The sequence below is a fragment of the Shewanella glacialimarina genome (assembly GCF_020511155.1).
Taxonomy (GTDB): Bacteria; Pseudomonadota; Gammaproteobacteria; order Enterobacterales; family Shewanellaceae; genus Shewanella; species Shewanella glacialimarina.
Genome location: NZ_CP041216.1, coordinates 250,253 through 275,986, shown reverse-complemented (window position 1 = coordinate 275,986; position 25,734 = coordinate 250,253). Strand labels below are relative to the sequence as shown.

The 25,734-nt window shown below is 41.5% G+C and carries 20 protein-coding genes; 10 read left to right on the top strand and 10 right to left on the bottom strand.

Going from position 1 to position 25,734, the window contains the following annotated elements; genetic code table 11:
* Positions 1–117 precede the first annotated feature (117 nt).
* Positions 118–651 (top strand): DUF2780 domain-containing protein, encoded by a 534-nt coding sequence (locus FJ709_RS01140; protein WP_226412659.1) that lies wholly within the window; start codon positions 118–120, stop codon positions 649–651.
* A 158-nt stretch (positions 652–809) separates the two neighbouring features.
* Positions 810–1,259 carry a tellurite resistance TerB family protein gene (locus FJ709_RS01135; protein ID WP_226412657.1) on the top strand — a complete coding sequence of 150 codons (450 nt, stop codon included), beginning with the start codon at positions 810–812 and terminating at the stop codon, positions 1,257–1,259.
* A gap of 6 nt (positions 1,260–1,265) precedes the next feature.
* On the opposite strand, the gene yjeH is transcribed toward FJ709_RS01135, so the two are convergent.
* A complete protein-coding gene (gene yjeH / locus FJ709_RS01130; protein WP_226412655.1) occupies positions 1,266–2,555 on the bottom strand; it encodes an L-methionine/branched-chain amino acid transporter in 1,290 nt (429 codons plus the stop codon).
* Between the two features lie 141 nt (positions 2,556–2,696).
* On the opposite strand from yjeH, the gene FJ709_RS01125 reads away from it, so the two are divergent.
* Complete coding sequence (locus FJ709_RS01125; protein WP_226412653.1) at positions 2,697–3,131, top strand: Lrp/AsnC family transcriptional regulator; 435 nt, start codon at positions 2,697–2,699, stop codon at positions 3,129–3,131.
* A gap of 156 nt (positions 3,132–3,287) precedes the next feature.
* Here the strand turns inward: FJ709_RS01125 and FJ709_RS01120 are convergent, their stop codons facing one another.
* Positions 3,288–4,118, bottom strand: coding sequence for an HDOD domain-containing protein (locus FJ709_RS01120; protein ID WP_226412651.1), 831 nt, complete (start codon positions 4,116–4,118; stop codon positions 3,288–3,290).
* Between the two features lie 466 nt (positions 4,119–4,584).
* On the opposite strand from FJ709_RS01120, the gene menD reads away from it, so the two are divergent.
* From menD to menE, 4 genes are read left to right on the top strand one after another with little or no spacing between them, the layout of a single operon-like run.
* Positions 4,585–6,324, top strand: a complete 1,740-nt coding sequence (gene menD, locus FJ709_RS01115; RefSeq protein WP_226412649.1) for a 2-succinyl-5-enolpyruvyl-6-hydroxy-3-cyclohexene-1-carboxylic-acid synthase — start codon at positions 4,585–4,587, stop codon at positions 6,322–6,324.
* Positions 6,324–7,163 carry a 2-succinyl-6-hydroxy-2,4-cyclohexadiene-1-carboxylate synthase gene (menH, locus tag FJ709_RS01110; protein WP_226412647.1) on the top strand — a complete coding sequence of 280 codons (840 nt, stop codon included), beginning with the start codon at positions 6,324–6,326 and terminating at the stop codon, positions 7,161–7,163. Before menD ends, menH begins: the two co-directional genes overlap by 1 nt.
* Positions 7,164–7,172: 9 nt before the next feature.
* Complete coding sequence (gene menC, locus FJ709_RS01105) at positions 7,173–8,198, top strand: o-succinylbenzoate synthase (RefSeq protein WP_226412645.1); 1,026 nt, start codon at positions 7,173–7,175, stop codon at positions 8,196–8,198.
* Positions 8,199–8,206: 8 nt separating this feature from the next.
* Complete coding sequence (gene menE / locus FJ709_RS01100) at positions 8,207–9,703, top strand: o-succinylbenzoate--CoA ligase (RefSeq protein ID WP_226412643.1); 1,497 nt, start codon at positions 8,207–8,209, stop codon at positions 9,701–9,703.
* A gap of 153 nt (positions 9,704–9,856) precedes the next feature.
* Here menE and FJ709_RS01095 read toward each other — a convergent pair whose 3' ends face one another.
* Complete coding sequence (locus FJ709_RS01095; protein ID WP_226412641.1) at positions 9,857–11,836, bottom strand: methyl-accepting chemotaxis protein; 1,980 nt, start codon at positions 11,834–11,836, stop codon at positions 9,857–9,859.
* Between the two features lie 648 nt (positions 11,837–12,484).
* Here FJ709_RS01095 and FJ709_RS01090 point away from each other — a divergent pair.
* Complete coding sequence (locus FJ709_RS01090; RefSeq protein WP_226412639.1) at positions 12,485–13,543, top strand: PepSY-associated TM helix domain-containing protein; 1,059 nt, start codon at positions 12,485–12,487, stop codon at positions 13,541–13,543.
* A gap of 51 nt (positions 13,544–13,594) precedes the next feature.
* On the opposite strand, the gene nfuA is transcribed toward FJ709_RS01090, so the two are convergent.
* Positions 13,595–14,173, bottom strand: coding sequence for a Fe-S biogenesis protein NfuA (gene nfuA / locus FJ709_RS01085; RefSeq protein WP_226412637.1), 579 nt, complete (start codon positions 14,171–14,173; stop codon positions 13,595–13,597).
* 282 nt (positions 14,174–14,455) lie between these two features.
* The gene (locus FJ709_RS01080) at positions 14,456–15,364 is read right to left on the bottom strand and encodes a ComF family protein (protein WP_226412635.1); all 909 of its coding nucleotides are present in this window, start codon (positions 15,362–15,364) and stop codon (positions 14,456–14,458) included.
* Positions 15,365–15,394: 30 nt separating this feature from the next.
* Between FJ709_RS01080 and bioH the strand changes: the two genes are divergently transcribed.
* Both bioH and FJ709_RS01070 read left to right on the top strand, forming a co-directional pair.
* Positions 15,395–16,180 carry a pimeloyl-ACP methyl ester esterase BioH gene (gene bioH, locus FJ709_RS01075; RefSeq protein WP_226412633.1) on the top strand — a complete coding sequence of 262 codons (786 nt, stop codon included), beginning with the start codon at positions 15,395–15,397 and terminating at the stop codon, positions 16,178–16,180.
* Positions 16,181–16,274: 94 nt separating this feature from the next.
* Positions 16,275–16,775 carry a hypothetical protein gene (locus FJ709_RS01070; protein WP_226412631.1) on the top strand — a complete coding sequence of 167 codons (501 nt, stop codon included), beginning with the start codon at positions 16,275–16,277 and terminating at the stop codon, positions 16,773–16,775.
* Between the two features lie 90 nt (positions 16,776–16,865).
* Here the strand turns inward: FJ709_RS01070 and FJ709_RS01065 are convergent, their stop codons facing one another.
* The 5 genes from FJ709_RS01065 to FJ709_RS01045 form a co-directional block, all read right to left on the bottom strand.
* A complete protein-coding gene (locus FJ709_RS01065) occupies positions 16,866–18,878 on the bottom strand; it encodes an LTA synthase family protein (RefSeq protein WP_226412629.1) in 2,013 nt (670 codons plus the stop codon).
* Between the two features lie 292 nt (positions 18,879–19,170).
* Entirely contained in the window at positions 19,171–20,634 is a 1,464-nt protein-coding gene (locus FJ709_RS01060; protein WP_226412627.1) for a sensor histidine kinase, read from the bottom strand.
* Positions 20,634–21,308: a response regulator transcription factor gene (locus tag FJ709_RS01055; RefSeq protein WP_226412625.1), complete on the bottom strand. Its 675-nt coding sequence runs from the start codon at positions 21,306–21,308 to the stop codon at positions 20,634–20,636. The genes FJ709_RS01060 and FJ709_RS01055 overlap by 1 nt, the downstream gene beginning before the upstream one ends.
* Positions 21,309–21,400: 92 nt before the next feature.
* Positions 21,401–23,068 carry a phosphoethanolamine transferase gene (locus FJ709_RS01050; RefSeq protein WP_226412623.1) on the bottom strand — a complete coding sequence of 556 codons (1,668 nt, stop codon included), beginning with the start codon at positions 23,066–23,068 and terminating at the stop codon, positions 21,401–21,403.
* Positions 23,069–23,252: 184 nt separating this feature from the next.
* Complete coding sequence (locus FJ709_RS01045) at positions 23,253–25,616, bottom strand: Tex family protein (RefSeq protein ID WP_226412621.1); 2,364 nt, start codon at positions 25,614–25,616, stop codon at positions 23,253–23,255.
* Positions 25,617–25,734 lie beyond the last annotated feature (118 nt).

The following is a 25,734-nucleotide window of genomic DNA, read 5'->3' as shown; positions in this document are numbered from 1 at the left end:
AAGGATACCCAAAATTGATCGAGTTTGCACAAAACAAAATCTTCATATGTCGTATAGAGGCAAAAAAAGTTAACATAATGCCAATATCAGCACTATTTTTACCAAAGGATCAACTTTATGAACCGTTCTATTATTGCCTGTTCAGTATTATCAGCCGTATTACTCTCTGCTCCAGCAAATGCTGGTTGGTTAGACAATGTCACCAAAAAAGAAGTTGTCCCCGTAGCAACCCAAGCTGCTGCAGTAACTGGGTTAGCGGATAACGCCTTAGTGGGCAATGTTATGTCCCAACTTGGCTTAACTGAGCAACAAGCTGCTGGCGGCTTAGGCTCGATACTTAATTTAGCCCAGTCAAACCTAGGCAATAACGATTTCAGCACCTTAAGTAACAGCATTCCCGGCATAGACTCATTATTAGGTGCAGTACCGGCCATGGGTGGTGATTCAGGTATGTCAGGCTTATTGTCAAAAGCAGGTAACCTAGGTTCATCATTTCAGGGGGCTGCAGTTGTTTATGACTCTTTTGAAAAACTGGGTATTTCAAAAGAATATATTGCGCCTATGGTCGACATTGCTAAGCAATATTTACAGCAACAATCAGGTCAAGGCACCGTTGACTTACTTATGAAAGGCTTAGGTTCGCTGCTATAAACTTTGCCAGAAATCTTGCAAACTAATTGATCCGTTCATTTACAAATATAAACATAAATTAATGCCGAGCACTGTGCTCGGCATTGTTGTCTTTGTTAGTATGTATATTGAATAGCATACGTCTTTGTTAGAAAGAGGCGAAATTAAGAGGAATAACGATGATTGCCAAACTCAAACAATTTATTCAAGCACGTACCCAGGCAGACAGCCCGGAAGATAAAACCCGTCAATTGAACCTAGCGGCAGCCACACTGTTACTAGAAGTGGTATACGCTGATGAAACCTTGGATGACAATGAAGCAGCACTGTTACCCAGCATGCTTGCTAACGCATTGAATATCAATGCAGAGCAAACGAAAGAACTAATTGAAGAGGCGACCTTGATCAGAGGTAACGCAACCTCGTTATTTGAATTTACCGCTGAAGTGAATCAAGCGTTCAGCCTTGATGAAAAGCAGCAGTTACTACTGGCAATGTGGCAATTAGCTTATGCCGATGGTGAACTATCGCAACATGAAGACCAAGTTATTCGTCGCTGTGCAGACTTACTTCACCTCAAGCACAGCGAACTAATCCAAATGCGTAATATGGCCATATCCCAAAGCTAGCTCAGCTTATTCGGGTAAGTGCGCCGGAGTTTGCATAGACTTGCTTTGTAAGTGTGTTTTTTGCCACCACATAAATGGGGCTATGACAGCGACCAACAAAACCGCATATAGCATGTTGTCAGCAAGGGCGATACCAATACCGACACAAAATAGGCAGCTAGCAACCACTAAAGGCAGATAACGCTTACTCAATAGTTTAACCGCTGAGAGCATCGCCAATAAATAGATAATCACAAATACTCCATTGCTCCAGGCAATCAGTTTTTCTAAATCCTGATTAGAATAAAAGGTCAGCACAATCACTAATGCCATAGTGCCCAGAATGGCAAACAAGGCCCTAAACGGAACACCATGGCGATTTAGCACCACAAAGTATTTAGGTAAAATACCTTCTTTGCTAAAGCTCCACAGTAATCTTGCAGCGCTTCCAGCATAAACATTCACCGTTGCTAAACCACTGGCTATACCTAAAACACCGATTATTTGAGCACCATAACCGTGTAAAAAGCTGTCACTCAGTAGGTAGTCAAACGCGCTTATCATCGCTACGCCATTTTTATCCGACGGCACCATTAACAATAAAAATGTACAGGCTAAGTAAATAATACCCACTAATACTGTACCCATTAAAATGGCAGGTAACATGTCCTTATCTGGGCGACGGAAATCACTAGCAAGATGGGTCATGGCTTCAATACCTAAAAAGCTCCAAAAACCTATGCCCATTGCCAACATGACTGTACTCACCTGTGGATGGCTAGTTTGGTTAAAAGACTCAAGTTGCTCTGAGTTGAGACCACTTGCGCCAAATAATATTGCTACCACAGCCACAATCGCCAAAGTTAATCCAAACTGCAACTTGGCTGACACCTGAATACCGCGAATATTTAGGCCTAACAACATCAACACCACAAATAGTTCGGCGACTAATTGCCAGCCATTGTGCAGCGGCACTAATGCGTCCATAAATTGAAAGGTCATTAAAATTGCCGCAGGCGCACCAATAGGAATAACGAGTAGAAAAATAAGCCCAATGGTTCTGCCAGCAGTTCGGCCAAATGCTTTCTCAACAAAATAAGCTGGCCCAGCTGCGTGGGGGAAACGGCTCGCCAATAATCCAAAGACTAACGCTACCGGAATAATGGCTAAGGTCAGAATTAACCAGCCTAATAAAGCCCCTGAGTCCGCCACTGCTATCGTCATTTGCGGTAATATAAACACCCCTGTACCCAGCAAAGTGGTGGCCATTAAGCCTGCGCCTTGCCAACGTCCTATGGTTCCTGTGATTTGATTCATTTGTTATTCTACTGGGCTTATTTTAGGTTATTATAGTGTCACATGGGTTTTCATTCTGTCGGCGATATAACGCAAACTGCTCGATTAAACCCACAAAATGACGGTTAAAGATAAAAATACTAACAAAATGACGGATCAGTTGTGGATAAATTTGATAAAGCCATTATAAATGAGTTACGCCAAGATGCGCGTCAAAGTATTTCGACTATTGCAGATAGAGTCAATTTATCTCGAAGTGCTGTGACCGAAAGGATTAAAAAACTGGAAAACACCGGCGTGATCCGCGGCTACCAGGTGCTTTTAAGCGAATCGCAAAAACAAGGGGTATCAGCTTACTTTGAAATCCAGCATAAATGCCCACGATGCGCCGATGTGGTACACGTTTTTCACAGTATCCCTGAGGTCATTACCTGCCAGGGCATTACCGGTGACATGGATTTATTAGTCTATGTGCATGCGGACTCAATGAAGCGCTTACATGAAATTCGTGAATTTATTGATGCACAAACTGACATTATTAAAATCAAAACCCACGTGGTAATGAGTGAATGGATAAATAACCTCAATTCGGATTAAGCTAAACAATCTTCATCATAATCGAGTTCAATCAAGCAAGGGGTAGGTACTAATTTATAAATAAAAAAACCAGCAACCTAGTGAAAAGTTGCTGGTACTGTTTTATGACAAGATTTGATTCTAAATATATGAAAAAATTTGACTCTACAAATCGATTTACACTAATTGCTTACCAATCTCTAAGCCCTTACCGCGTAACTCTTCTAACTTCTCAGCTAAACCTGACATATCCATTTTAATAATACCGGCTTTATTCGCTAGGGCTGCAAGCCAGGCAGTAAAGATTTCTTCCTCACGATCATCATCCCAATGCATATAAATATGCTGAGATAAATACATTAAAATCGCTAATTTGGATGCGGGTTCCGCCGCAATAGGATTACGTTGAAACTCTATGCCAGCCACTAAACTAGGGGTAAATTTCCAGTTTTTAGCCAATAGTGCGCCAACTGATGGACAATTAAAACCTAACAATGTGGTTTCAAGCTCTTGCGCATCGCCACCTTGCTCTACCGCAGCACGAATTTGCGCCGCCAAGTCTGGTTCAATGGTGGCAACTAATAACTCACCAATACGGTGTAAAATACCACAGGTAAATGCTTCATCTGCGGGCACATTACAACGCTTGGCTAATTCCTGACTGTATAGTGCTACTTCAAAGGTTTGGCCCCAAAAGTCAGCCAAATCAATACCATTTACCTTAGGAATTGCACCAACAACTGCAGAGGCAATGACTAAGGTTCGCAAGGTTTGCATTCCGAGGCGGATCACCGCTTCATCAATCGAACCCACTTCTCGACTGCGGCCAAAATGGGCAGAATTAGCTAAACGAAGTACCCGCGCGCTGATTAAGGTATCTTGAGCTACTTTTGATGAAATACTTTTTACTGAACTATTTTCATTATTAACCGCTTCGAGTAATTCACTGATCGCTTTAGGTAAACGAGGAAGTTCATCAACTCTTTTTAATAGCGCCGAAGTCTGCATATATGTTCTCCTGATTATTCACCTATATCCTCTTTTGATAAGGGATGAGTTCAATTAATTGGTCAGCAATGTTTAATCAATTAACCGACTCACTATGGTAGGTGAGATTATTGTTTTTTTATCTTGTTATAACCAAGTTGTAACCATCATAAGCGAGAGCTAGTGTGACTCCAATTGCATTAGCAATCGCCTAAGCAATTTAAAACTCAGTCTATCGCTAACATCAAGCTATCCTGTTTATGTTTGATTTTTCTTGTTTAACAGTTTGACATTGTTTAAGTATCTGGCTTTATATATAAATCATATATCTAACATTAGCACAACAAAAAATTTACTTGTGGGGTTTTAGTAAATATTTTCACTGATATTTTTCAGCGCCATGTTAAAAATGAAGACTTAATCTTAGATATCGCTATGACGAACGGTTACACTTAAAACAGACTCTTTTTTGCAGGTATTTGTTAATATGCAATCTCAGGCCAGTGCCGATTTAAATCTTTTGTGGGGCCAATTAATTTTTGAAGAACTTAGCCGCTTAGGGGTTAAGCACGTATGCATGGCGCCAGGTTCACGGTCTACGCCTTTAACATTAGCTGCTGCATCACAAACATCGATTAACCGCCATACTCATTTTGACGAACGTGGCTTAGGCTTTATGGCGCTAGGGTTAGCCAAAGCCAGCTGCGCCCCTGTGGCGATCATTACCACCTCTGGTACCGCCGTTGCCAATTTATATCCTGCCATAATAGAAGCCTGGTTAACCCATGTGCCGTTAATTATATTATCAGGCGATCGCCCGCCAGAATTAATTGACTGTGGCGCCAATCAAGCGATTACTCAGCCGGGAATTTTTGGCCATTATGCAGTTCAGGTGAATCTACCTACGCCTGATTTAGCTTTACCAGCAAGTGCACTGTTAACCACTATAGATCAAGCCATTAGTCAAACTAGCCAACCAGTACACATTAATTGTATGTACCGCGAGCCGTTTTACCCTAATGAACTTAGCCCCCTAACCAAGCAAGCTAAAAATGCGCCGATTATTATTCAACAATATTTAAAACCCCTTTGTCAGTGGTTAAGCCATCAACATCCATATAGTTATTATCATCCAACAATGGGCGCACAGCTGCCCAGCGAAGATGGCTTAAAACGCTTTGCCCATGGTAAGGGCGTTATCCTGGTTGGTACCTTGTCACCCGAAGACAATCCGCAACAAATTGTTGAAATAGCTCAAAAACTGGCCTGGCCGATAGTGACCGATGCCCAATCTCAGCTAAGACAGCATTCAGGGGTTATTGGTAATGTCGATCAACTGCTGCTTTGCCCTAGAACCAGCAAGCTATTAGAACAAGCTGATCGTGTCTTGGTGTTTGGTGGACGCTTTATTTCCAAGCGCTTAATCAGTTACTTGGCAAATCAACTTTGGCATAGTTATTGGCAAGTATTACCTCGCTCAAATCGTTTAGACCCTAGCCATCAAAGCAAACAGATTTGGCAAACCAGCGTCAGTGCATTTTGTAAATTAGCCTGGCCACGATCATCAAGTGCTAACTGGGCGCTGGAACTCATTAATCATAATGAAGCCCTAGCTGAATTATTTATCCAACACATTGACCAAACTCAGTTTGGTGAAGCACAAGTTATTCGCTGGATTGCCCAACAACAAACTGCCGATAAAATTTTATTCATAGGCAATAGCCTACCGATCCGCTTATACGACATGTATGCTCCCATTGGTCTGGCTTTACCTAAGATATACACCAACCGCGGCGCCTCTGGTATTGATGGGCTGATAGCCACCAGCGCAGGGATTGCTATCGGTCACAAACTCCCTATGACTATGATAATAGGTGACATTTCTTGCTTACATGATTTGAACTCTTTGGCTTTATTGAAGCAAATCACCTCGGCATATGTGTTAGTGATATTAAATAATGACGGTGGTAATATTTTTAATTTATTACCTGTTCCAACCGAACAACTCAGAGATGACTTTTATCGCTTATCACATGGATTAGAGTTTGGTTATGGCGCAGCAATGTTTGGCTTAGCTTACCGTCAAGCCGATGATTTAGAGTCGTTTATACAAGCCTATACCGAAGCTATGGACTTTAATTGCGCCAGCGTGATTGAAGTGAATGTCAGCCATGATCAAGCGAGTAATCAAATCGCTCAAATTAGCCAATGGGTTAAACAGCATTAATGGCATGGATTAATCGATACGGCGACCCTAAATTAGCTGCCATGGTGTTTCTACATGGCTTTATGGGAGCAAAAGAAGACTGGCAACCTTTGATGGCCAAGATGAGCCAGTATTACCATTGCATTTGTATCGATTTACCTGGCCATGGCGGCAATCAATATCGTTTACCGACCCCAGGATTATTGGAGGCAGCTGAACATATTTTTGAGGCGGTAACTCAATTAGGCTATCAAAATTTTCACTTAGTTGGTTATTCGCTAGGTGGGCGCATAGCCTTACATATCGCCAAACAACAGCCACAAGCATTACTGAGTTTAGTGCTAGAATCTGCCCATCCCGGTTTGCAAAATGAACTAGATAAACAACAAAGAATACTAAGCGATAAGCGCTGGGCAGATAGGCTTAACGCCCTTCCTTTGAAACAATTTCTGAGTTTATGGTATCAACAAGCGGTATTCTCAGGTTTAACCTCAGAGCAGCGCCAATGGCTAATCAGTAAGCGCCAATCGAACAATCCACATCACCTGCACGCATGCTATCAGGCTACCTCATTAGGTTTGCAGCAAGACTGTCGAGACGTGTTGCAACAACTCAAGTGTCCTAGCTACTTTATTAGCGGCGAGCAGGATAAAAAATTTCTGCAAATAACCAGTAATTGGCTAGAACACCTGCAACAAAGTGCCCAAGCAAACATACCCACCTCTAGCGTAGAACAAACACTTATATCACAACCTCATGTGAGCATAATTGCAGGAGTGGGTCACAATATTCATTCAATACAACCGCAAATGTTCGCTGACAGGTTATTATTGTTACTTCGCGATGATCCACAAAAATAAGAGTGCCCTATGACTAAGATCGCATCGTTTGAATTGTATCAATTTCAAATTGATTTAACCGTACCTTTACCTGTTGCTAAACAACGCATTGATCATCGAATTGGTATTATTGTTAACGTGACACTGGACGATAACCAACAATATTTTGCCGAAATATCTCCCCTTGCAGGTATTGATATTGAAGGTTTACCATTGACTGGCTTTAGCCATGAAACCCTCGCGCAAGTTAGCGCTGAACTTATCCAGCTTCAATCTCAGTTAATAGGGCAAGAGATCACTGAACTAGCCCAGGCTGCAGAGCGTAGTTTATTGCCTTCTGTGCAATTTGGTTTAAGTGTATTAGCGGCCAAATGCCTGCAACAGTTCCCGGTTAGGGTCATTACTCAAGCAAATATCCCTTTGCTTTACCACGGTTTATCCACAACGGTAATTGATCAAAAACTGGCTGATTTAAGCCATATACACAGTGTAAAAATCAAAGTGGCACAAACCGACATGGACAGTGAAATTGCTTTTGTTCATCAGGTGTTAGCACGTAAACCCAGTTTAACGCTACGTCTTGATGCTAATCGCGGTTTTACCCTCAATCAAGCGGTAGATTTTTTAGCATGTTTACCTAAAAAACAAATCGAATACGTTGAAGAGCCTTGCCAGCAACCCAGTGACAACTTGAAAATGTATCAGCAGCTCGGCATAAAATATGCGTTAGATGAGTTTTTATTAACCGCAGATTTAGACTTCGATAAATTATTGCAACAGCAACCAGGCATAGGGGCGTTTATTTTAAAACCTATGTTGTTAGGCTCACTCAGTAAGATGCAAGAGATTGTCAGCCTGGCCGAACACCAAGGTGTGCGTTGTATTGTAAGCTCAAGCCTTGAGTCTGATGTCGGTATTGCTGATTTAGCCCTTATTAGCCAGGCGCTCACCCCTGATAATCCACCAGGGCTTGACACCTTAAGTGCATTTAGCCAGCGTTTGTTAGATGAAAATGGCCAATTAAAGCTTAATAAGCTCAAACTGATTAAAGGCTAGTCAGCGATATGATGTTATCTCCAGTTCAACAAGCTGCGCTGCGATCCGCTGATAATACTGCAGTGTTACTTGAAGGAGCGTCGATAACTTACGCAAACTGGGCGGCACACATTTCTGTGCTGTCAGCTAATTTGCTACAACAGGGGGTAATGCCTGGTACTATTATTGCGACCATTATCCCAACACCAGTTAACGCCAATAAAACCCCAAATCACGACTTAGCCCAGCAAACCTTTGCCATCATGACACTTTATTGGGCATGTGTTGAAATTGGCGCCATATTTTTTCCCATTAACGGCCGCTTTTCTGTTAGCAAAATAGAGCAACTACTTGGCCGTTTTCAGATCCATTTTATTTGGCAACATAGCGAAATAGTATCGCTTGAGCACCATCAAGCGTTAATTGATTTAACTCAAAACGTAACGACTGATCATCAACTCGACAATAGTCAGCCTGTTTATGCCGTGCAAAAAATAAACCCGCACAAGCCGGTTAATATCATTTTGACATCGGGCTCTAGCGGCACGCCCAAAGCGGCTGTACATGGGTTAATCAATCACATTGCCAGCGCTCAGGGCTCAAGCCGTTATATCCCGCTGCATAATAACGACCGTTGGTTACTGTCATTACCCTTGTTTCACATTGGTGGCCTGGCGATTGTTAATCGCTGTGCGCTTGCGGCGGCCTGTATTGTGATTAAATCAAACTACATCACATTGGCGCAGCAACTTGAAGATGAAGCAATCACCCACGTATCAATGGTACCAACGCAAGCGCTTCAAATTCTGCAACAAGCGCCACAGGCGTTATGCGGATTAAAAGCCTTATTACTTGGTGGTGGGGTTATTGAAGCTACATTGATTGAAACCCTAGCACAGAAAAAAGTGAACACTTACACAAGCTACGGTATGACTGAGATGAGCTCGCAAATCACCACTGCCAAAGCCAATTTACAGCAACATCATGGCCGTGCATTACCTAATAGACAGTTAAAATTGGTTGATGGGGTTATTTGGGTAAAGGGTGAGTGTTTGTTTCAAGGCTATCTAGAGATAAATCAACAGCAACAATACCAGCTGTATTTACCTGTCGATGAACAAGGCTGGTTTTGCACACAAGATCGCGGCCAATTAAATGAAAAAGGCCAACTGATATTATTAGGTCGAGTCGATAACATGTTTATCAGTGGTGGCGAGAATATCCAACCTGAAGAAATTGAATCAGTGTTACTGCAACATCCTTTAGTGGTTAACGCTATAGTCTTTGGCCTTGCTGATGACAAATTTGGTTTACTACCCGCGGCGATTATTGAATACAAGCAAGCTGAAGTACCAACGAAAGTAGAACAACAATTAGCTCAAATGGTAACGCGACAGCTTGCTAGTTTTAAGCGCCCCAGACACTTTTATGCCTGGCCAGATATCGCAATTAATGGCCTTAAAATTAATCGAAAGCAAATCATTGCCACAGTCATCAGCACAGTCCATAACTTAAAAAATAGCTAGGTGAAAAAGTACATAAATGAAAACCTGACTAGGTGATGTCGTATCACCCCGTATAATTAAGGTACGCTATAGCGAATACCTAGATGAATCCTAAAGAGCAATTAACCATAAAAGTTCCGCATCCCCCTATGCGGAGGATGCTTATGGTATTGACTATTGCAGTTTAAACTTCAGCGTAATGCCATTTAACTGCCTCACTAAATGACTTAAATCAGCGCTGGCCTCTGAAATTTGCTGTGCTCCTTCAGCATTTTGTCTGCCAACATCATTAATCGTCACTAAACACTGATTAATTTCTTCAGCGGCATCGGCTTGCTGCACAGCTGCAGCAGCAATTTGCTGCGCATTTAATGCGATTCGATCAATTTCTACGGTAGTTTCTTTAAACGAGTTTTGGGTATCACGAGCCTTCTCTACAGTGTCTAAAGCATGCTCTGCGCTGTATTCCATTACTGTAACCGCTTGATTGGTTTTGGTTTGCAGAGTTTGGATCATCAACTCAATATCTGCCGTTGAATTCTGGGTTTTCGACGCTAATTGTCTAACTTCATCGGCAACCACGGCAAAACCACGTCCCTGCTCCCCTGCTCTAGCGGCCTCAATAGCTGCATTCAACGCCAGTAAATTTGTTTGCTCAGCTATCGATCGAATCACCTCTAGCACTGACCCAATGCTTTGGCTCTGCTTAGCAATTTCTTGCACCACATTTGTAGCCTTGGAGACTTCGTCACTTAAGGATAAAATAACGGTAATTGTCTGTTCAATGCTGGCAGTAGCAGCTTCTGAAATATTAGATACATGGCTGGTTGAATCTGCTACGTTTCTAGCGTTCATAGCAACATCTGCAATCGTAGTCGCCATTTCTTGCATTGCAACAGACACATTATGAATATTAGCCTGTTGCTCTTGTAAACTGATATTTGATTGATGGCTTGTTGAACTGGTTTGCTCTGCTGTGGCGGATAATTGCGATGTGGCATCAACAATGCTACCGATGATTTGTTTTAAATAGGTCGACATAGTCCGCATGGCACCATACACACCAATCAACTTAACGTTAGATTCAAAGTTAACGGTAAGATCACCACTGGCTATGCGCTCGGTAATCACTTGCATTGTTTTGGGTTCTCCGCCCAAAGGACGCAAAATTGATTGCGTGATCACATAGGTAGTCATCAAAATACCTATCACCGCAAGCACGGTAATAAGCAAAATAACCCAGCGCAAATGATGCACAGCAGCCATGGCTTCGGCTTCATCAATTTCAACTAGCAAGGCCCAGTGCAAGTCATTAATTTTAATTTGTGCATATGAGGACAGTACCGGATTACCATTGTAATCAGTGATTATTTGCGTGTCTGAAGTCCCTTTCAATGCAGCATGCGCAGCAACAGTATCAACACCATTATTTTTGATATTACCACTAAAACTGGCTCTTACTGAATGCCCTGTGGGATCAAGAAACGAGTCTGAACGCATCCGCAAATCTGGCCCGACAAGATAACTTTCGCCAGTCTCACCCATACCAGCCCGTAGCTGCATGATTTCATTTATCGACTCAAGTGACAGCTGTAAAGCAATCACGGCTTTCACCTGATTATTTTCAATAATCGGCTGAGCGATAAAGGCAGCTGGCTCACCATTACTCGGTGCATAGGGAGCAAAATCGGTGATCTGGTAACTCTGCTGACGCATGGTTTGGCGAAATAACTCACCCAAATTTGAGTCTCTATAATTGCCGTCATTTAAATTCGTTTGATAATCTGACTCTTTAGCAACCGTATATAAAATGTTACCCGAAGGGCTAATCACAAACAGATCATAATACTGATACGCGCTGACAAACTGCGTCAGGTAGTCGTGCTGCACATCAGCACTACGGGATAATTGTGCTTCATCATTGAAGTTTAAGTTTTTAGAAAGGGTATATTGCAGTAAGTTTAAATCTCCCTGCCGTTCAGCAAAGTAAGACTCAATTTGTTCTTTTTTAATATGTTTAATCGAATCAAGCTGATTGAATGCTTGTTGGGTTAATGTTTGGCTGCTGATGTAGAGTACAGTAATGCTGATGATACATGCTGGGATCAAGCCTATTGACAAGAAAGCCAGCAATAGCTTTTGTTTAAGTTTCATTTAATAACCTTTAAGTTCATCCGTGATAATTGAGTAAGGTAAAGTATCCCTTCAGTATTAAACTGCGATATTAATTGGAGTTTTTTCACCATCAAAATGGCATAAAACAAACAAAAAATACTAATACACTGTTTTAAAATCTTTTTTAAACGCTGTTTTAAACACTATAACAATAGATGTGAAAAGAATGATGCGCAAATATCGAAAGTGGATGAGATAGAGTTAATTAGCAGAAATACCTTACAAATGACAAAAACGCGGACTAGGTAAACCATTTTACAACACACATTAGCAATTAATTATTAACCAATACTTAATTTATCGTGACAACAACATCGGCTGCTTTTTCTTACAGCAAATGATACCCACCCTAGCGTGATATTCATCTTTTTATCCGAGGTGATGATAAATACATGACTCATTTTAAACCCGCTATCACAATGAGCACAAAAACATTAAATACAACAAGTTAACTCAACTCAAATAAAAAATGTAACAGATTTTGATTGATATTCACGAAGAGTGTAATAGGCATCTTTACACTTCTTTAATTGATGAATTAAACGATATTAATTATCATTCGCACAAAATTAAACGAAATACTAAATAGTCGTGACTTTTTCACGATCAAAACTGAGAACGTTATTTATGAAAGTGGTATCAGCTTTAAAATGGTTTCATAACTGGGTAGGATTTTTTATTAGCATTACTATGCTAATCGTTTTAACCACAGGGGTATATCTTGGCAGCATGGATATGCTCAATCGCCTAGACAATAAAGGCCAGCAATTTGTGCCGTTAACCACGATAGAAAAAGCACAGGTGACCCAAACTGTGTTTGAGCGTTATCCTGAAATGAGTACGGTACGTTTTCCAACCGAACACTCGCCTTTTATTGAAGCCGCGACCCGCGGGAAAAGTATTGCGTTAGATAATAATCTAAATGAAATCTCCATCCATGAATCTAAAAACGTGCCTTTTTATAGTACAATTTTTTGGTTACACAGAAATTTTTTACTCGATGATGTGGGCAAATATATCAACGCATGGGCTGCACTCATTGGCGGTGTGATTACCTTAATTGGGATTTACTTATGGTGGCGGGTACGCAGTGGATTTAGGCTTAAACACAGTGTGCCAAAAGATACCCGTTCAAGCAGCTTAGTGAAAAGCCATATTCAACTAGGATTATTTATTTCACTACCGTTATTTATTTTGTGTATAAGTGGATTTTTGATCACTTACAAAGGCTTATGGACGGATTATTTACTACACCAGCAAGCACCCAATGTGTCTTATCCGCAAAGCCAGGAAAACGACTGGTACAGTCAACTGGATACCGCTCAGAAGCTTTGGCCAGATTCACTGTTAGTCGCGGTAAGTAAACCAAGGCAACCAGAGGCGCAAGACGCTACAGAACAAGATTTAGAATACAGCATACGTTTTGATAGCCACAATAGTGTCTGGTTAAGACAAGCAGATAACATTACGATGAATTACCAACGAGGTGAAATTCAGTCCGCATTAAAGCACAGTGACCGACCGATTGCAGGTCAAATAGCCAGCTTTGTGAGACCGCTCCATGATGCACTGAATATGCCTTTTAGCTATGTACTATTCATTACTTTCGTATCTGTAATTGGTACATTTATTTTATTGTTTAGTGTAGTAACGTTTTATCGACGGACATTTAAATCTAAAGCCTGATATAACAAAAAACGCGCCATATAGGCGCGTTTTAAATCAAAAAATCAAAGATTAAGCGTAAGAGTGATCACCATGTTGATGGTCAGTCACATCACGCACACCCTTAAGTTCACCAGGGAATAGGTCAAGTAACTGCTTCTCGATACCATCTTTTAAAGTAATATCAACTTGAGAACAACCGTTACAGCCGCCACCAAATTGTAATACGGCGACATCTTCAGCAGAAATTTCAACCAACATAATGTTGCCGCCATGGCTAGCAAGCTGCGGGTTTATTTCCGACTGAATAACATATTCAATACGTTCTTTTAATGGCGCGTCGTCAGACACTTTACGCATTTTGGCATTTGGTGCTTTTAAAGTTAACTGCGAACCCATTTGATCAGTAATATAATCAATGGTGGCCTCTTGAAGAAAAGGCACACTTTTCTCATCAACCATAGCCTTAAACCCGTTGAACGGTAATTCCATATCATCACTCTCTACCGCATCTGGTGGGCAATATGACACACCACATTCTGCTTGTGCGGTACCAGGGCTGATAACGAATACACGAATATGCGTACCTTCGGTTTGATCTGCTAATAATTTTACAAAATGAGCCTGAGCTGCTTCGGAAATGGAGATCATAAAACTTACTCCGTCAGGTAATACCTGAGTAAATTAGTGAGAATTAGCACCATGATACTCTGTGTTGCATTCTCTTTGTAGCCCTCTTCATCGTTTGATCATTAAAAAATACAATAAATCATCTGCATTAATGGGTAATAATAGATGTCTAGTATCAAAGTGACACTAGTGGCTGTTGAACTTTTGTGGTCAAAGTTTGTTCCAGCTAAACCGTTTGCTCTTTATATTAACCTGCGACGCAAGGTGTTATGCCCAGCATTCGAAGCGAATATATTGATCAATTTAGCCGCGTAACTCAGGCGCCTCGGCACGCGCTAAACACCATGCTTGACTAGCTATGTGGTGTTGTTTTAGTAATGCGGCTATCTCATTAATCGTCGTGCCGGTTGTGACCACGTCATCAACCAGCGCCACATGTTGGTAGCAAGATTGCTTGGGTACTAATTCTGATGCTAAGTCAGGTTCCAGTGATGCCATCAAAGCAAAGGCTTGGTGGCAGTTGTCACGTCTTTGTTTTCCGTTCAGTCCCGCTTGTGGCTGCGTATCTTGAAGTCGAAAAATAAACTGATCATCTAACGGCAGGTCAAGCATCGCACTAAGTTGTTTGGCAATTAACCACGCCTGGTTAAAGCCCCGTTGACGTAAACGATTTGAGTGTAATGGCACAGGAATAATCACTTGGGGTAACTCAATTAAACCGTGTTTAACAAGTTGTTGAATGCGGTATGCCAGCTGTTGTGCCAGTACCTGTAAAGCGGCTATTTGGCGCTGGTATTTTATCGCGCTCACCAGTTGACCTAAACCCTGATGATAACTGCAAGGCGCAATCACTTTAATCGGCAAACTTGCCATACACTGACCGCAATACTCTTGTAATTGCACTAACGGTTTAGCACACCCCAAACACACTTCGGTTTGATATAAACCACTCACTAAACAATGCTGACATACCCCAGTGAGTACTTGACCGTCAAATAACTTCGCATAGCCTTGCTGCTCAATCCTTTGCTGGCACAGTAAACAGCGGTTAGGTAAACTGCGACGTATATAACGACTAAAATGGGTTAATAACCTAACGCTTTTCGTCTGCAAAGCAGCTAATGACATAACAGTAGACACACTTTTTCCAAGCTGGTCTTCTGATTGATTACTGCACTGCAAGTCGCGTCCTAGCTTAATAAGTGGCTTCACTATTCATTCCATTAAATAGAGGTTAAACAATTGCCGGTCCCAAAGCTGTATATCAATACTTTAGGTGATGGCCAAGATATCGTGTTACTTCACGGTTGGGGCGTCAATAGTGCGGTGTTTGAACCCTTAAAGCAGGCCTTGTCTGAGTATAGAGTGCATTATGTTGATTTGCCCGGTTTTGGCAACAGCGAGCCTATTAAGGGCGACATTGATAACTGGGCTGCAGCGCTAGCAACACAATTACCCGATAATGCAATTTGGTTAGGCTGGTCATTAGGCGGGTTAGTTGCCACTCAAGTAGCATTAACATTTCCAACTAAAATAAAAGCCTTAATTACAGTCGCATCGTCCCCTTGTTTTATGGCGCAGCCCGATGAAAAACCGCAACCCTGGCCAGGCATTGCGCCGCAGGTATTATCTCAATTTTCACAGCAGTTACATAAAAACCTGCCTAAAACGATTGAGCGCTTTTTAGCTATTCAAGCCATGGGCAGTGAAACAGCAAAAGCAGATATTCAAATGATAAGACATCTGGTGCTGGCTAAGCCCTTACCCTGTGAGGACAGTTTGCAGCAGGGGTTAGCCATGCTTGCAGAGGTAGACTTACGTGCTCAATTAACCAATATAAAGCTACCTTGGTTGAGGATATGGGGGAAATCAGATAGTTTAGTGCCGAAAAGTGGGCTTGAAATGCTAGTAAAAGCTAAAAATATCGATGACATTATCCTAGCCAAAGCATCCCATGCGCCTTTTATCTCACATTCAAGCCTGTTTATTGAACACCTTTGTGACTGGATTAAAGGTATTAACAGCTAGCACTTTAATATCGCTTAAATATTGGCTATAATTTAACCGCCATAAAAACAAATTAACTTCAGATATAGATTATCCCGAGCGGAGGTTATTGAGTATGTTGATTAATTCCCATTACCCGCAAGTTTCGATAGTAACCTCTAATGTTGCGACGGATTCTGCACGGGTGGATAATCAACAAAAGCCGCCCATTATCCCACCGCAGCAACCGACAAAGAATCATCCTGAGCGTGCTTATAACCAACAAAATGAACGCACTCAAGCGCACAATATTGTTGAACAAAAACAGCAACAGCAGCGTTCAGCAAACCAAAGAGAAGCCATTGTTCAACAATTAGTTGCACCTAAAAGCTTACAGGGACAACCGCTAAATATAGTGGCAAACAACACGCCAACCATACAGCGTAAAGATATTCGTATTAAACAATCGCTCCAAGCTGAACAAAGCACAACGCAAAGCAGTAAGTCTTCGGTACGTAATGATGAAATGCCTAAGCAAAGCTCAGCTTATTATCAGCAAGTAAGGCAACATGTTAGCCAATATTATGGCCAAAACAACACACCGACCAATCTTGCAAGTATCCCTGATACGGTATAAGACACCCTCTGACGTCTTATACCTACTATCGTCTTAACCTTTCTCACGCCTAGATACTTTCACGGCATGGCAACTAACTAGACTGAATAACTAGCGCGACTGCTGCTCTGTTTGAGTTTGTTTCGGCAAAGTAAACCAATGATTGTTATAGGCAGCGCTACCCCACAATGCAATTCCGAGTGCATTTTCAGCTTGTTCGGTATCTAGTTCACGTGACGTTAGTGTTTCTGCACCAAAATCATATACAAAGCTTTTAGCAGCTTGTTCTGGCTGTAATATAGTCACTTGATTGCCTTCCATTAAGGCGAAGTTTTTATCATATTGCATCATGGCTCGACCCGGCCAATCTGCCGCTTGTTGGGTTAAATCACGTCCTAACATAGGGTAACTGTCTGAAATACCCATCATAGACAATAACGTCGGCGCCATGTCAATTTGGCTAACCACTCTAGGGTCACGCATGGCTTCAATCCCACCACCTAAAATCAGTCCTGGGATACGAAAACGTGAAATAGGCACTAAGTTAGCGCCGCCGACACGACTATCGTGATCAGCTACCACAAGAAATAGAGTGTCTTTCCAATAGTCTGCTTTTTGTGCTTTTTTGAAAAACTCGCCCACTGCGTAATCCGCATACTTCACGGCATTGTGCATGGTATATTGCGGTTGTTCATACAGTTCAATCCGGTTATCAGGGAACTCATATGGGTCATGATTACTAGAACTAAACACTAAACTAAAGAATGGCTTACCTTGCTCATGCATAGCGGTAAACTCGTCATGGGCTCTAAACAACAAGTCCTCATCTGACACGCCCCAAGATGCGACAAATGCAGGGTTTTTGTAGTCATTTTGATCGATTATTTGACTAAAGCCATTGCCCAGGAAAAAGCTGCGCATATTATCAAAATGACTTTCGCCACCATAAATAAATTGGGTTGAATAACCGTTACGCTTTAATAATTCTGCAATGGTAAAAAAGTTAGTTTGGCTTTTACCCAACTTAACTACCGCACGAGCGGGCGTTGGAGTAAAACCTGTGGTAATGGCTTCAATTCCTCGTACTGAGCGGGTTCCTGTGGCGTAAAGGTTTTCAAAAAACCACCCTTGTGAGGATAACTCATCAATATTAGGTGTCAGCGGTAACCCGCCTAAACTGCCAACAAATCGAGCGCCTAAACTTTCTTGCAAAATAATCACTAGGTTTTTAGGCTTACCCTGATAAGTTGCCTGGTTAAAGGTCAAACTTGGCAAGTCAGTTGACGTAAATGCTTGTGCTGAACGACCACTTTGACGACGAATAATATCGATAACCTTTTGATCATCTAACTTGCCGTATACCTTTGAGGCCTCTTCTTCATTACTCATTTGTTTAATGGCGAAAGTGAGTGAGTAACCCGAGTTCAATACTAATGAGTTAACTAAAGGATCATCTGAAAACGCGACTAAAGAAGGGTTTAATGGTCGATGACCTAAAGAAGAACGCGCTCCTAAAATAGTGACACAAATAACCAAAATGGCCATCACAGGGCGCCAATACCACCGCGGTGTACGCACATTTCGGGTAAAATAGTCAGACAAGCGCCAGCCTGCATATAATGTTGCTGTAGACACTACAAAAGCGAATATCAGTTCAGCCTTTCGACCGGCCCACAACATCGACAGCACTTCTTTAGGGTAAATAAGGTATTCAACATATAAACGATTCGGTCTGAAGCCGTATTCTTGAATAAATGACGGCGTCGATATTTCTAAGAACACGATTAACCACAAGCCAAGAGTTAGCCAGACCTTTAAAATCAGTGCCCACAAGCGCCCTATTGCATGATTTCCTGCAAATAATGCAGTACCAAGCGCTGCAATACCGAACAACCAGCACAATGTTGCAAAATCAACCCTTATGCCCTGAAATATAATATCTGACCATCCTTGAGCGTCATTGACTCGTTCAAGTTGCCACAGTGATAAGCCAATACGGCTCAATGTAGTCACAGCTAAAATGATCAGCGCAAACACCAAAATAGCGCTATAGATATTATGTGGCTTGGGGTAACGAGACGATCTGATGTAGTCTACATTCGACTTGAGGGAAAATAACCCCATTAATGACTCCAATATATTATTCTGTTATTTTTAGGATACTTTATGTCTATGGCACGATACTTTGTGTCATAACAGCAATCGGTTTTAACACCGGCAATCAGCGACGTGCACGTTAACAGAATACTAACATGTGTCAAATAATGATTAATGCGATATTGTTCAATGATTACAGTCAGCTTATAAAATAAAACTCATTGTTTATGATTATTTCGATTCAAATTTGACGCTCAATATAAATATTAGTTCACTGTAAACTAATAAAATTCACATTTACTTAACCCATTGTCTCTTGTCAGCCACTAATATCGCCCATCACTGGCAATGTAAAGGTAAATGCGATTCGATTTGTATCAACGAGGCCAAACGAAAAAGCGTATTGGTTCACCTGGGCTATATTATCCACAATAGCTAAACCCAGCCCATGCCTATTTTGGTGTTGACGTGACTTTTCGGTTTGAAACAAAGGGAGCGTCAAACGGTCTAAATCATCATCACTGATACTATTAAGTAACTCATTTTCAATGGTGATCACTATCATCGCTGATTTGTTGCCCTGAACAGGTTGTTTTTGCTTAATAAGACGAATATCAACCTTTGACTGCTGCGGGCTGTAAAACAGTGCATTATCAATCAAGTTATACAGTACAGTATGAAGCGAAAACGCATCTGTTTGGCACATGACTCCATTTAACTCACTGATGACGTTGACTCTGGCTAACGATCCGCTTCGCAAAGCATTTAACTCAGCGACGATTTTTTGAATAAAAGCTTTAACATCAATCAAAGTTTGGCTTAATTGCAACCCTTCGGAAGACGCCTTTTGCAGTAATAATAAATTATTGACTATATCTTTCATTTTTAAGCTTATGCTGAGTACATCTTGCTTGTAGCTCACGCCTATTCGTTCGTCGTCGGGATAACGTATATAGATTTCACTTAAACTAATTAGCTCACTGATCGGGGTTTTAAGCTCGTGGGCAATATCGGCGGTGATCCGTTTTTCATTCTGCAGATGTTTGTGATTGATTCTTAGAAATTTATTGAGTTCATTTTTTATCGGTTCAATTTCGATAAACGCTTTAAAATGGGCAGGAAGTTTTAACTCAGCTTGCTGGAAGTCGATATCTTTGAGCGCCTGGTTTAGATCATTCAATGGCTGCAAACCCCGGTGAATCAAGTTCACCACAGCCCAGCGCATGAACAAAATAACCAGCAATAAACCAATTGCCAAACTGGAATCTATAATAATCAGAATATGATTTAACTCTTCTTCTGACAGCGCCACAGTTAATACCATGGGAGCGATATTTTCAGTGATGACACTTTGATATTTATCAGGCACCTGTGGTTCAAAAACAGACACCATTGCTCTTCCTGAACGCCCATCTGGCAAGGTCACATCGAAAAACTGACGACCATTAATAGCCAAATCGGCTTTTATTAGATTTGCTTGAGCAAAATGCGCCAAAGATTCAGACCGTTCGAACACAACGCCATTTTGCCACAGCTGAAAATACTCCCCTTTGGCAGGTAAAGTAAACTCAGGCATAAACTCCCCCGCAAAATCAAACTCGACTCCTGCCGGCGACACTTTAATTAAGGTTTTAAGGTAGTTCGACTTGGTGGTTAATGCATTATCAAATTCGGTATCAATCCAGTTATCAATAATGATATCAACGGCTAAAAATACCAATACCACAATAATTAATACCGCCCATGTCATCCTATTAACTAGGTTATTAGCTAATGATGTCATTAATCTTCACCCACAAAATAACCAAAACCGCGTTTGTTTTTTATCGGTAACGTCGCTCCCACTAGATTTGCTTTTTTACGCACGGCCGACAAATGGGCTTCGATAGTATTTTTAGATAAATGGTTAAATGAGCCGACAACGGCTTCACTTATTTGTTCAGGATTAAGCACTTGATTAGGGTTGTTAAATAAATACTCGATAATTTTGTATTCATTTTTAGTTAACTCTATGATTGTCTGCTTATAAATTAATACCTTTTGATTATCATCAAGCAGTAACTCACCCAATCGTATATTTTTCGAATGTGAGGTTAGATCACCGCGGCGGCCCAAGGTAACCAAACGAGCCTGAAGTTCGTCAAATGAAAAAGGTTTGGTGAGGTAATCATCAGCCCCAGCGAGTAAACCGGCGACGCGATCTTCAGTTAATGATTTTGCCGATAAGATAATCACCTTGGCTTGGTTGCCCAGTTTACGAATACTTTTAAGTAAACTAATACCATCTACATTGGGCAGCATTAAGTCTAAAATAATAAAGTCATAATGATTTGTCAGCGCCATACTGAGGCCTTCAGAACCATCACCAGTTTCATCAACCGTATAACCCAAATGATCCAGTCCTACTCTGATCCCCCGACGAAGCGCTTCAGAATCTTCAATTAGCAACACTTTCATCTATCTTCCTGCTTATTCCATTAACGCATTTATAGGTATACCACTGGACATCTCAAGCGCCAGCATTCTGTCGATTCATATATCTACATTGCTTAAATCACTTTGCAGCCATGACTGATATCAAGTTGACTATTTCTTAAATGGGTCTCTACGCCATATAAACCCAATAGAGTATGAAAAAGATTGGCATGTGAGTGTTCACCTTTACTGGCCTGTTCAACAATGCATTTCCGGTCAAGCATTTTTGCTTCTGTATAGCTTTCAGGCAACCACATCAGCCAAGGCACATGAGTTTGTTGGCTTGGGGCTATCGCGTAAGGTGTACCATGCAGATAAAGACCATTTTCACCTAATGACTCACCGTGATCAGAGACATACAACATGGCAACCTGATATTCAGACTCATACTGCTTTAATATACTAACAACCTGAGACAAAATATAATCGGTGTAATGTATCGTATTGTCATACACATTAACGATTTCTTCATCGGTACAGTTTTCAATATCACTGCGATTACAAGCGGGCGTAAACACCTCCATCTCTTTCGGGTAACGCTTCCAATATGTCGGGCCATGGCTACCAATAGTGTGCAAAGCAATAAATTGATTTTGCAAAGTAGACCCTAGGTCATTTACCGCGCTTGCTTTGATATGAGCTGACAGTTGTTCAACTAAAACCGCATCAAAACAGGTTAGACCATCGCAAAGCGGATTATTATCACTTATGGCGACCTCTTTCTTAGTAATGCGACTAGCAACCTCTTTGTCACCACCATCACTTTCAAACCAAGTCACTTCAATGCCCGCTTGCTGTAATACCTCTAACACATTGTCTTGGGCATTAGCCTGATTTCGCTTAAAATTATCCCGATTCATATCAGACATCATACAAGGTAATGAATGCGCGGTTGCCGTGCCACATGAAGATACATTAGCAACACTGATCATATCCAGCGACTGAGTAAAAGGATTGGTGTTTCGAGAGTAGCCATAATAAGCCATATTTTCCGCCCTGGCTGTTTCGCCTACTACCAGCACAAATAGGGTTGGTTTTGGGTTTTTCTTGGCGGCTAGGTGGGCATCTGTGCCACGCGCCTTGTAAACTAATGGCTCTGTTAAATAGGTATTATTGATGTACTTAACGGTATTAAAAATGTGTGCTGGGTTAATCATTTTATTTAAGTAATGATTATTACGCCCTACAGAAGCGTAATCCTTGTAAAAAAATAACGCTACAACACCAACAAGTGCTAAGCCAATAACAACTAATCCAATACGTTGCAAGACACCTTTTAAGATACTGTCGGCCCGAATAACCCGAGTTCGTAACAATAATAATGATGGAAAAATACCCAAAGTGCTGACAAATAACACCGAGGGTAAACTCACATAAGACCAAGCCTCACCAGTATTAGTCTCAAAGATATTTTCAATCATGCCATAGTCAAACATGACATTATAAAACAACATAGCGAACATGGTCGTGGCTGACGACACTAATAACAATGTCACAAAAGGCTTAAACACATACTTAATAGAAATAGAAAACATGCTGAAAATAATTAAGAATAGTCCGGTTAACAGCACAGCAGGAGACAGCTTAAACAGCAGATGGCCTTCTGTTGATAATTCATAAATACGTTGATTAATTGGGTAATTTAACACAACAGCAAAATAAACTGACAATAGAATAATAACGCTAGTGACATGTAATTGAGGAGAGCCAATACGTAAAAATAGTTTAGAAAGTGTCGACATGCTTTACCTATTATGATGATTTAATATTCTTAATTACCTAAATGTATCATCCACAACCAAACTTAAGAATGGCTTAAGAAATACTGAATGTTCACTTGCCCAGTGAAACTTCAGTTTATAACAGGCATAAAAACAAAAAAGCGCTTACTAATAAGCGCTTTCTGAATGATATATACAAGCAAAATTACTTTTTCATTTTAGCCAAAGCATCCGCGAACGCATTACCCATAGCGGCATTAGCCGGCACTTTAACTTTTGGCGGTGTAACATTTCTACCAGCATGCGCAGGTTTTTGGCCTTTATTATGAGCAGGTTTACCCTTGCCAGGCTGACCAATAAATTGTGGCTTGCCGTCTGTATTAGCCGGTTGCGGTATTTCATCAAGGCGCATGCTTAAGCTGACTCGGCGGCGCTCAATATCCACTTCCATCACTTTGACTTTAACCACGTCACCCGCTTTCACTATGGTATGCGGATCACTGACAAACTTGTCGGTTAGCGACGATATATGCACTAAACCATCCTGATGAACACCCACATCAACAAAGGCACCAAAATTAGTCACATTAGTCACAACGCCTTCAAGGATCATGTCCACTTTTAAATCGTTAAGCGCTTCAACACCGTCTTTAAAGTTGGCTGTTTTAAACTCACCACGCGGATCTCGCCCGGGTTTATCTAACTCAGCCAAAATATCGGTAATGGTCGGTAAACCAAATGATTCAGTGACAAACAGCTCAGCTTTCACGCCCTTTAATAACTCGCCATTACCAATCAATTGGGCAACATCATGTTTCGACGCGGCGGCAATAGACTCAACAATTGAATACGCTTCGGGATGCACTGCTGAACCATCAAGTGGATTATCACCATTGCGAATGCGTAAAAATCCTGCGGCTTGCTCATAAGCTTTCGGCCCTAAACGCGCCACTTTCAATAATTGCTTACGGTTAGTGAATTGGCCATGTTCATCACGGTAATCAACCACGTTTTTCGCTAAGGTTTTATTCAGCCCAGCCACTTGTGCCAATAACGGCGCAGAGGCCATATTTAAATCAACACCCACACTGTTCACACAGTCTTCAACCACAGCTTCAAGCGATTGCGATAACTGGCTTTGGCTAACATCATGTTGATATTGCCCTACACCAATGGCTTTAGGTTCAATTTTAACTAGCTCGGCTAATGGGTCTTGTAAACGACGCGCAATTGACACCGCGCCTCGAATCGACACATCTAAATCGGGAAATTCATTGGCGGCAAATTCGGAAGCCGAGTAAATAGAAGCACCCGCTTCACTGACCATGACTTTAGTTAGAGTTGGACGGCTTTCTTTTACCGCCGCAATTAACTCACCTGCCAGCTTGTCGGTTTCACGCGAGCCAGTGCCATTACCTATCGCGATAATGTCCACTTTATGCATACCAACCAGATTGGATAATGTCTTTATTGATTTGTCCCACAGATTTTGTGGCGCATGCGGGAAAACCGTTGTATGGGCAACTAACTTGCCGGTGTTATCAACAATAGCAACCTTCACACCGGTACGAATACCAGGGTCTAGCCCCATAGTCGCTTTTGCGCCCGCAGGCGAAGCCATAAGCAAATCACCCAAGTTGCGGGCAAAGACTTTAATCGCTTCTTCTTCGGCGCTTTCACGCATTTTAGTAATAAATTCAGTTTCCATTTGTAACGCAATTTTAATGCGCCACGTCGAGGTAACAACGGTTTTTAACCATTGATCGACACTTGAATCTGTGAGTTTAAGCTTGAAATGGTCGGCAATAATTACTTCACAATAACTGCCTTGTTTGGCTTCAGTATCAGGGTCGGCATTCATGCTTAAACTTAAAATACCTTCATTGCGGCCACGAAGCATAGCTAAGGCGCGATGTGATGGCACTTTAGTGATTCTTTCACTTTGTTCAAAGTAATCGCGGAACTTAGCGCCTTCTTTTTCTTTGCCTTTAACCACTTTGCTTTCAAACACAGCCTGTTGGGCTAAATGGTTACGAATTTTAAGGACCAGATCAGCATCTTCGGCAAAGCGTTCCATCAAAATAAAACGTGCGCCATCCAGCACAGCTTTTGCATCTGCAAAACCGGCTTCAGAGTTAATAAATTCGGCGGCTTTAGCGTCAGCATCTGCGCTGCGATCGGCAAGCAATATATCGACCAATGGCTCAATGCCAGCTTCAATGGCTATTTGCCCTTTAGTACGACGCTTAGGTTTATAAGGCAAATATAAATCTTCAAGGCGAGTTTTGCTGTCGGCTTCATCGATTGCATACTTTAACGCTGGAGTTAACTTACCCTGTGCGTCGATGCTAGACAAAATTACCTGACGTCGGTCGCTCATCTCGGTTAGATACCCTAAACGGGAGTAAAGCTGCCGTAACTGAGTATCATCTAACCCGCCGGTAGCTTCTTTACGGTAACGAGCAATAAAGGGCACTGTGGCACCATCATTAAGCAAGGCGATAGTGGCATCGACTTGTTGTTGGCGAACATTCAATTCTTGGGCAATTATTTGGGCAATATTATGCATAGCAGATGTTTATAGGCTTAAATTTTAAAATTGCCTCACCATACCACAAACCGCATAAAATTAGATATTGAACATGATTTTTACTTTACGAAACCGTAGAAATTGATCACAACAATTG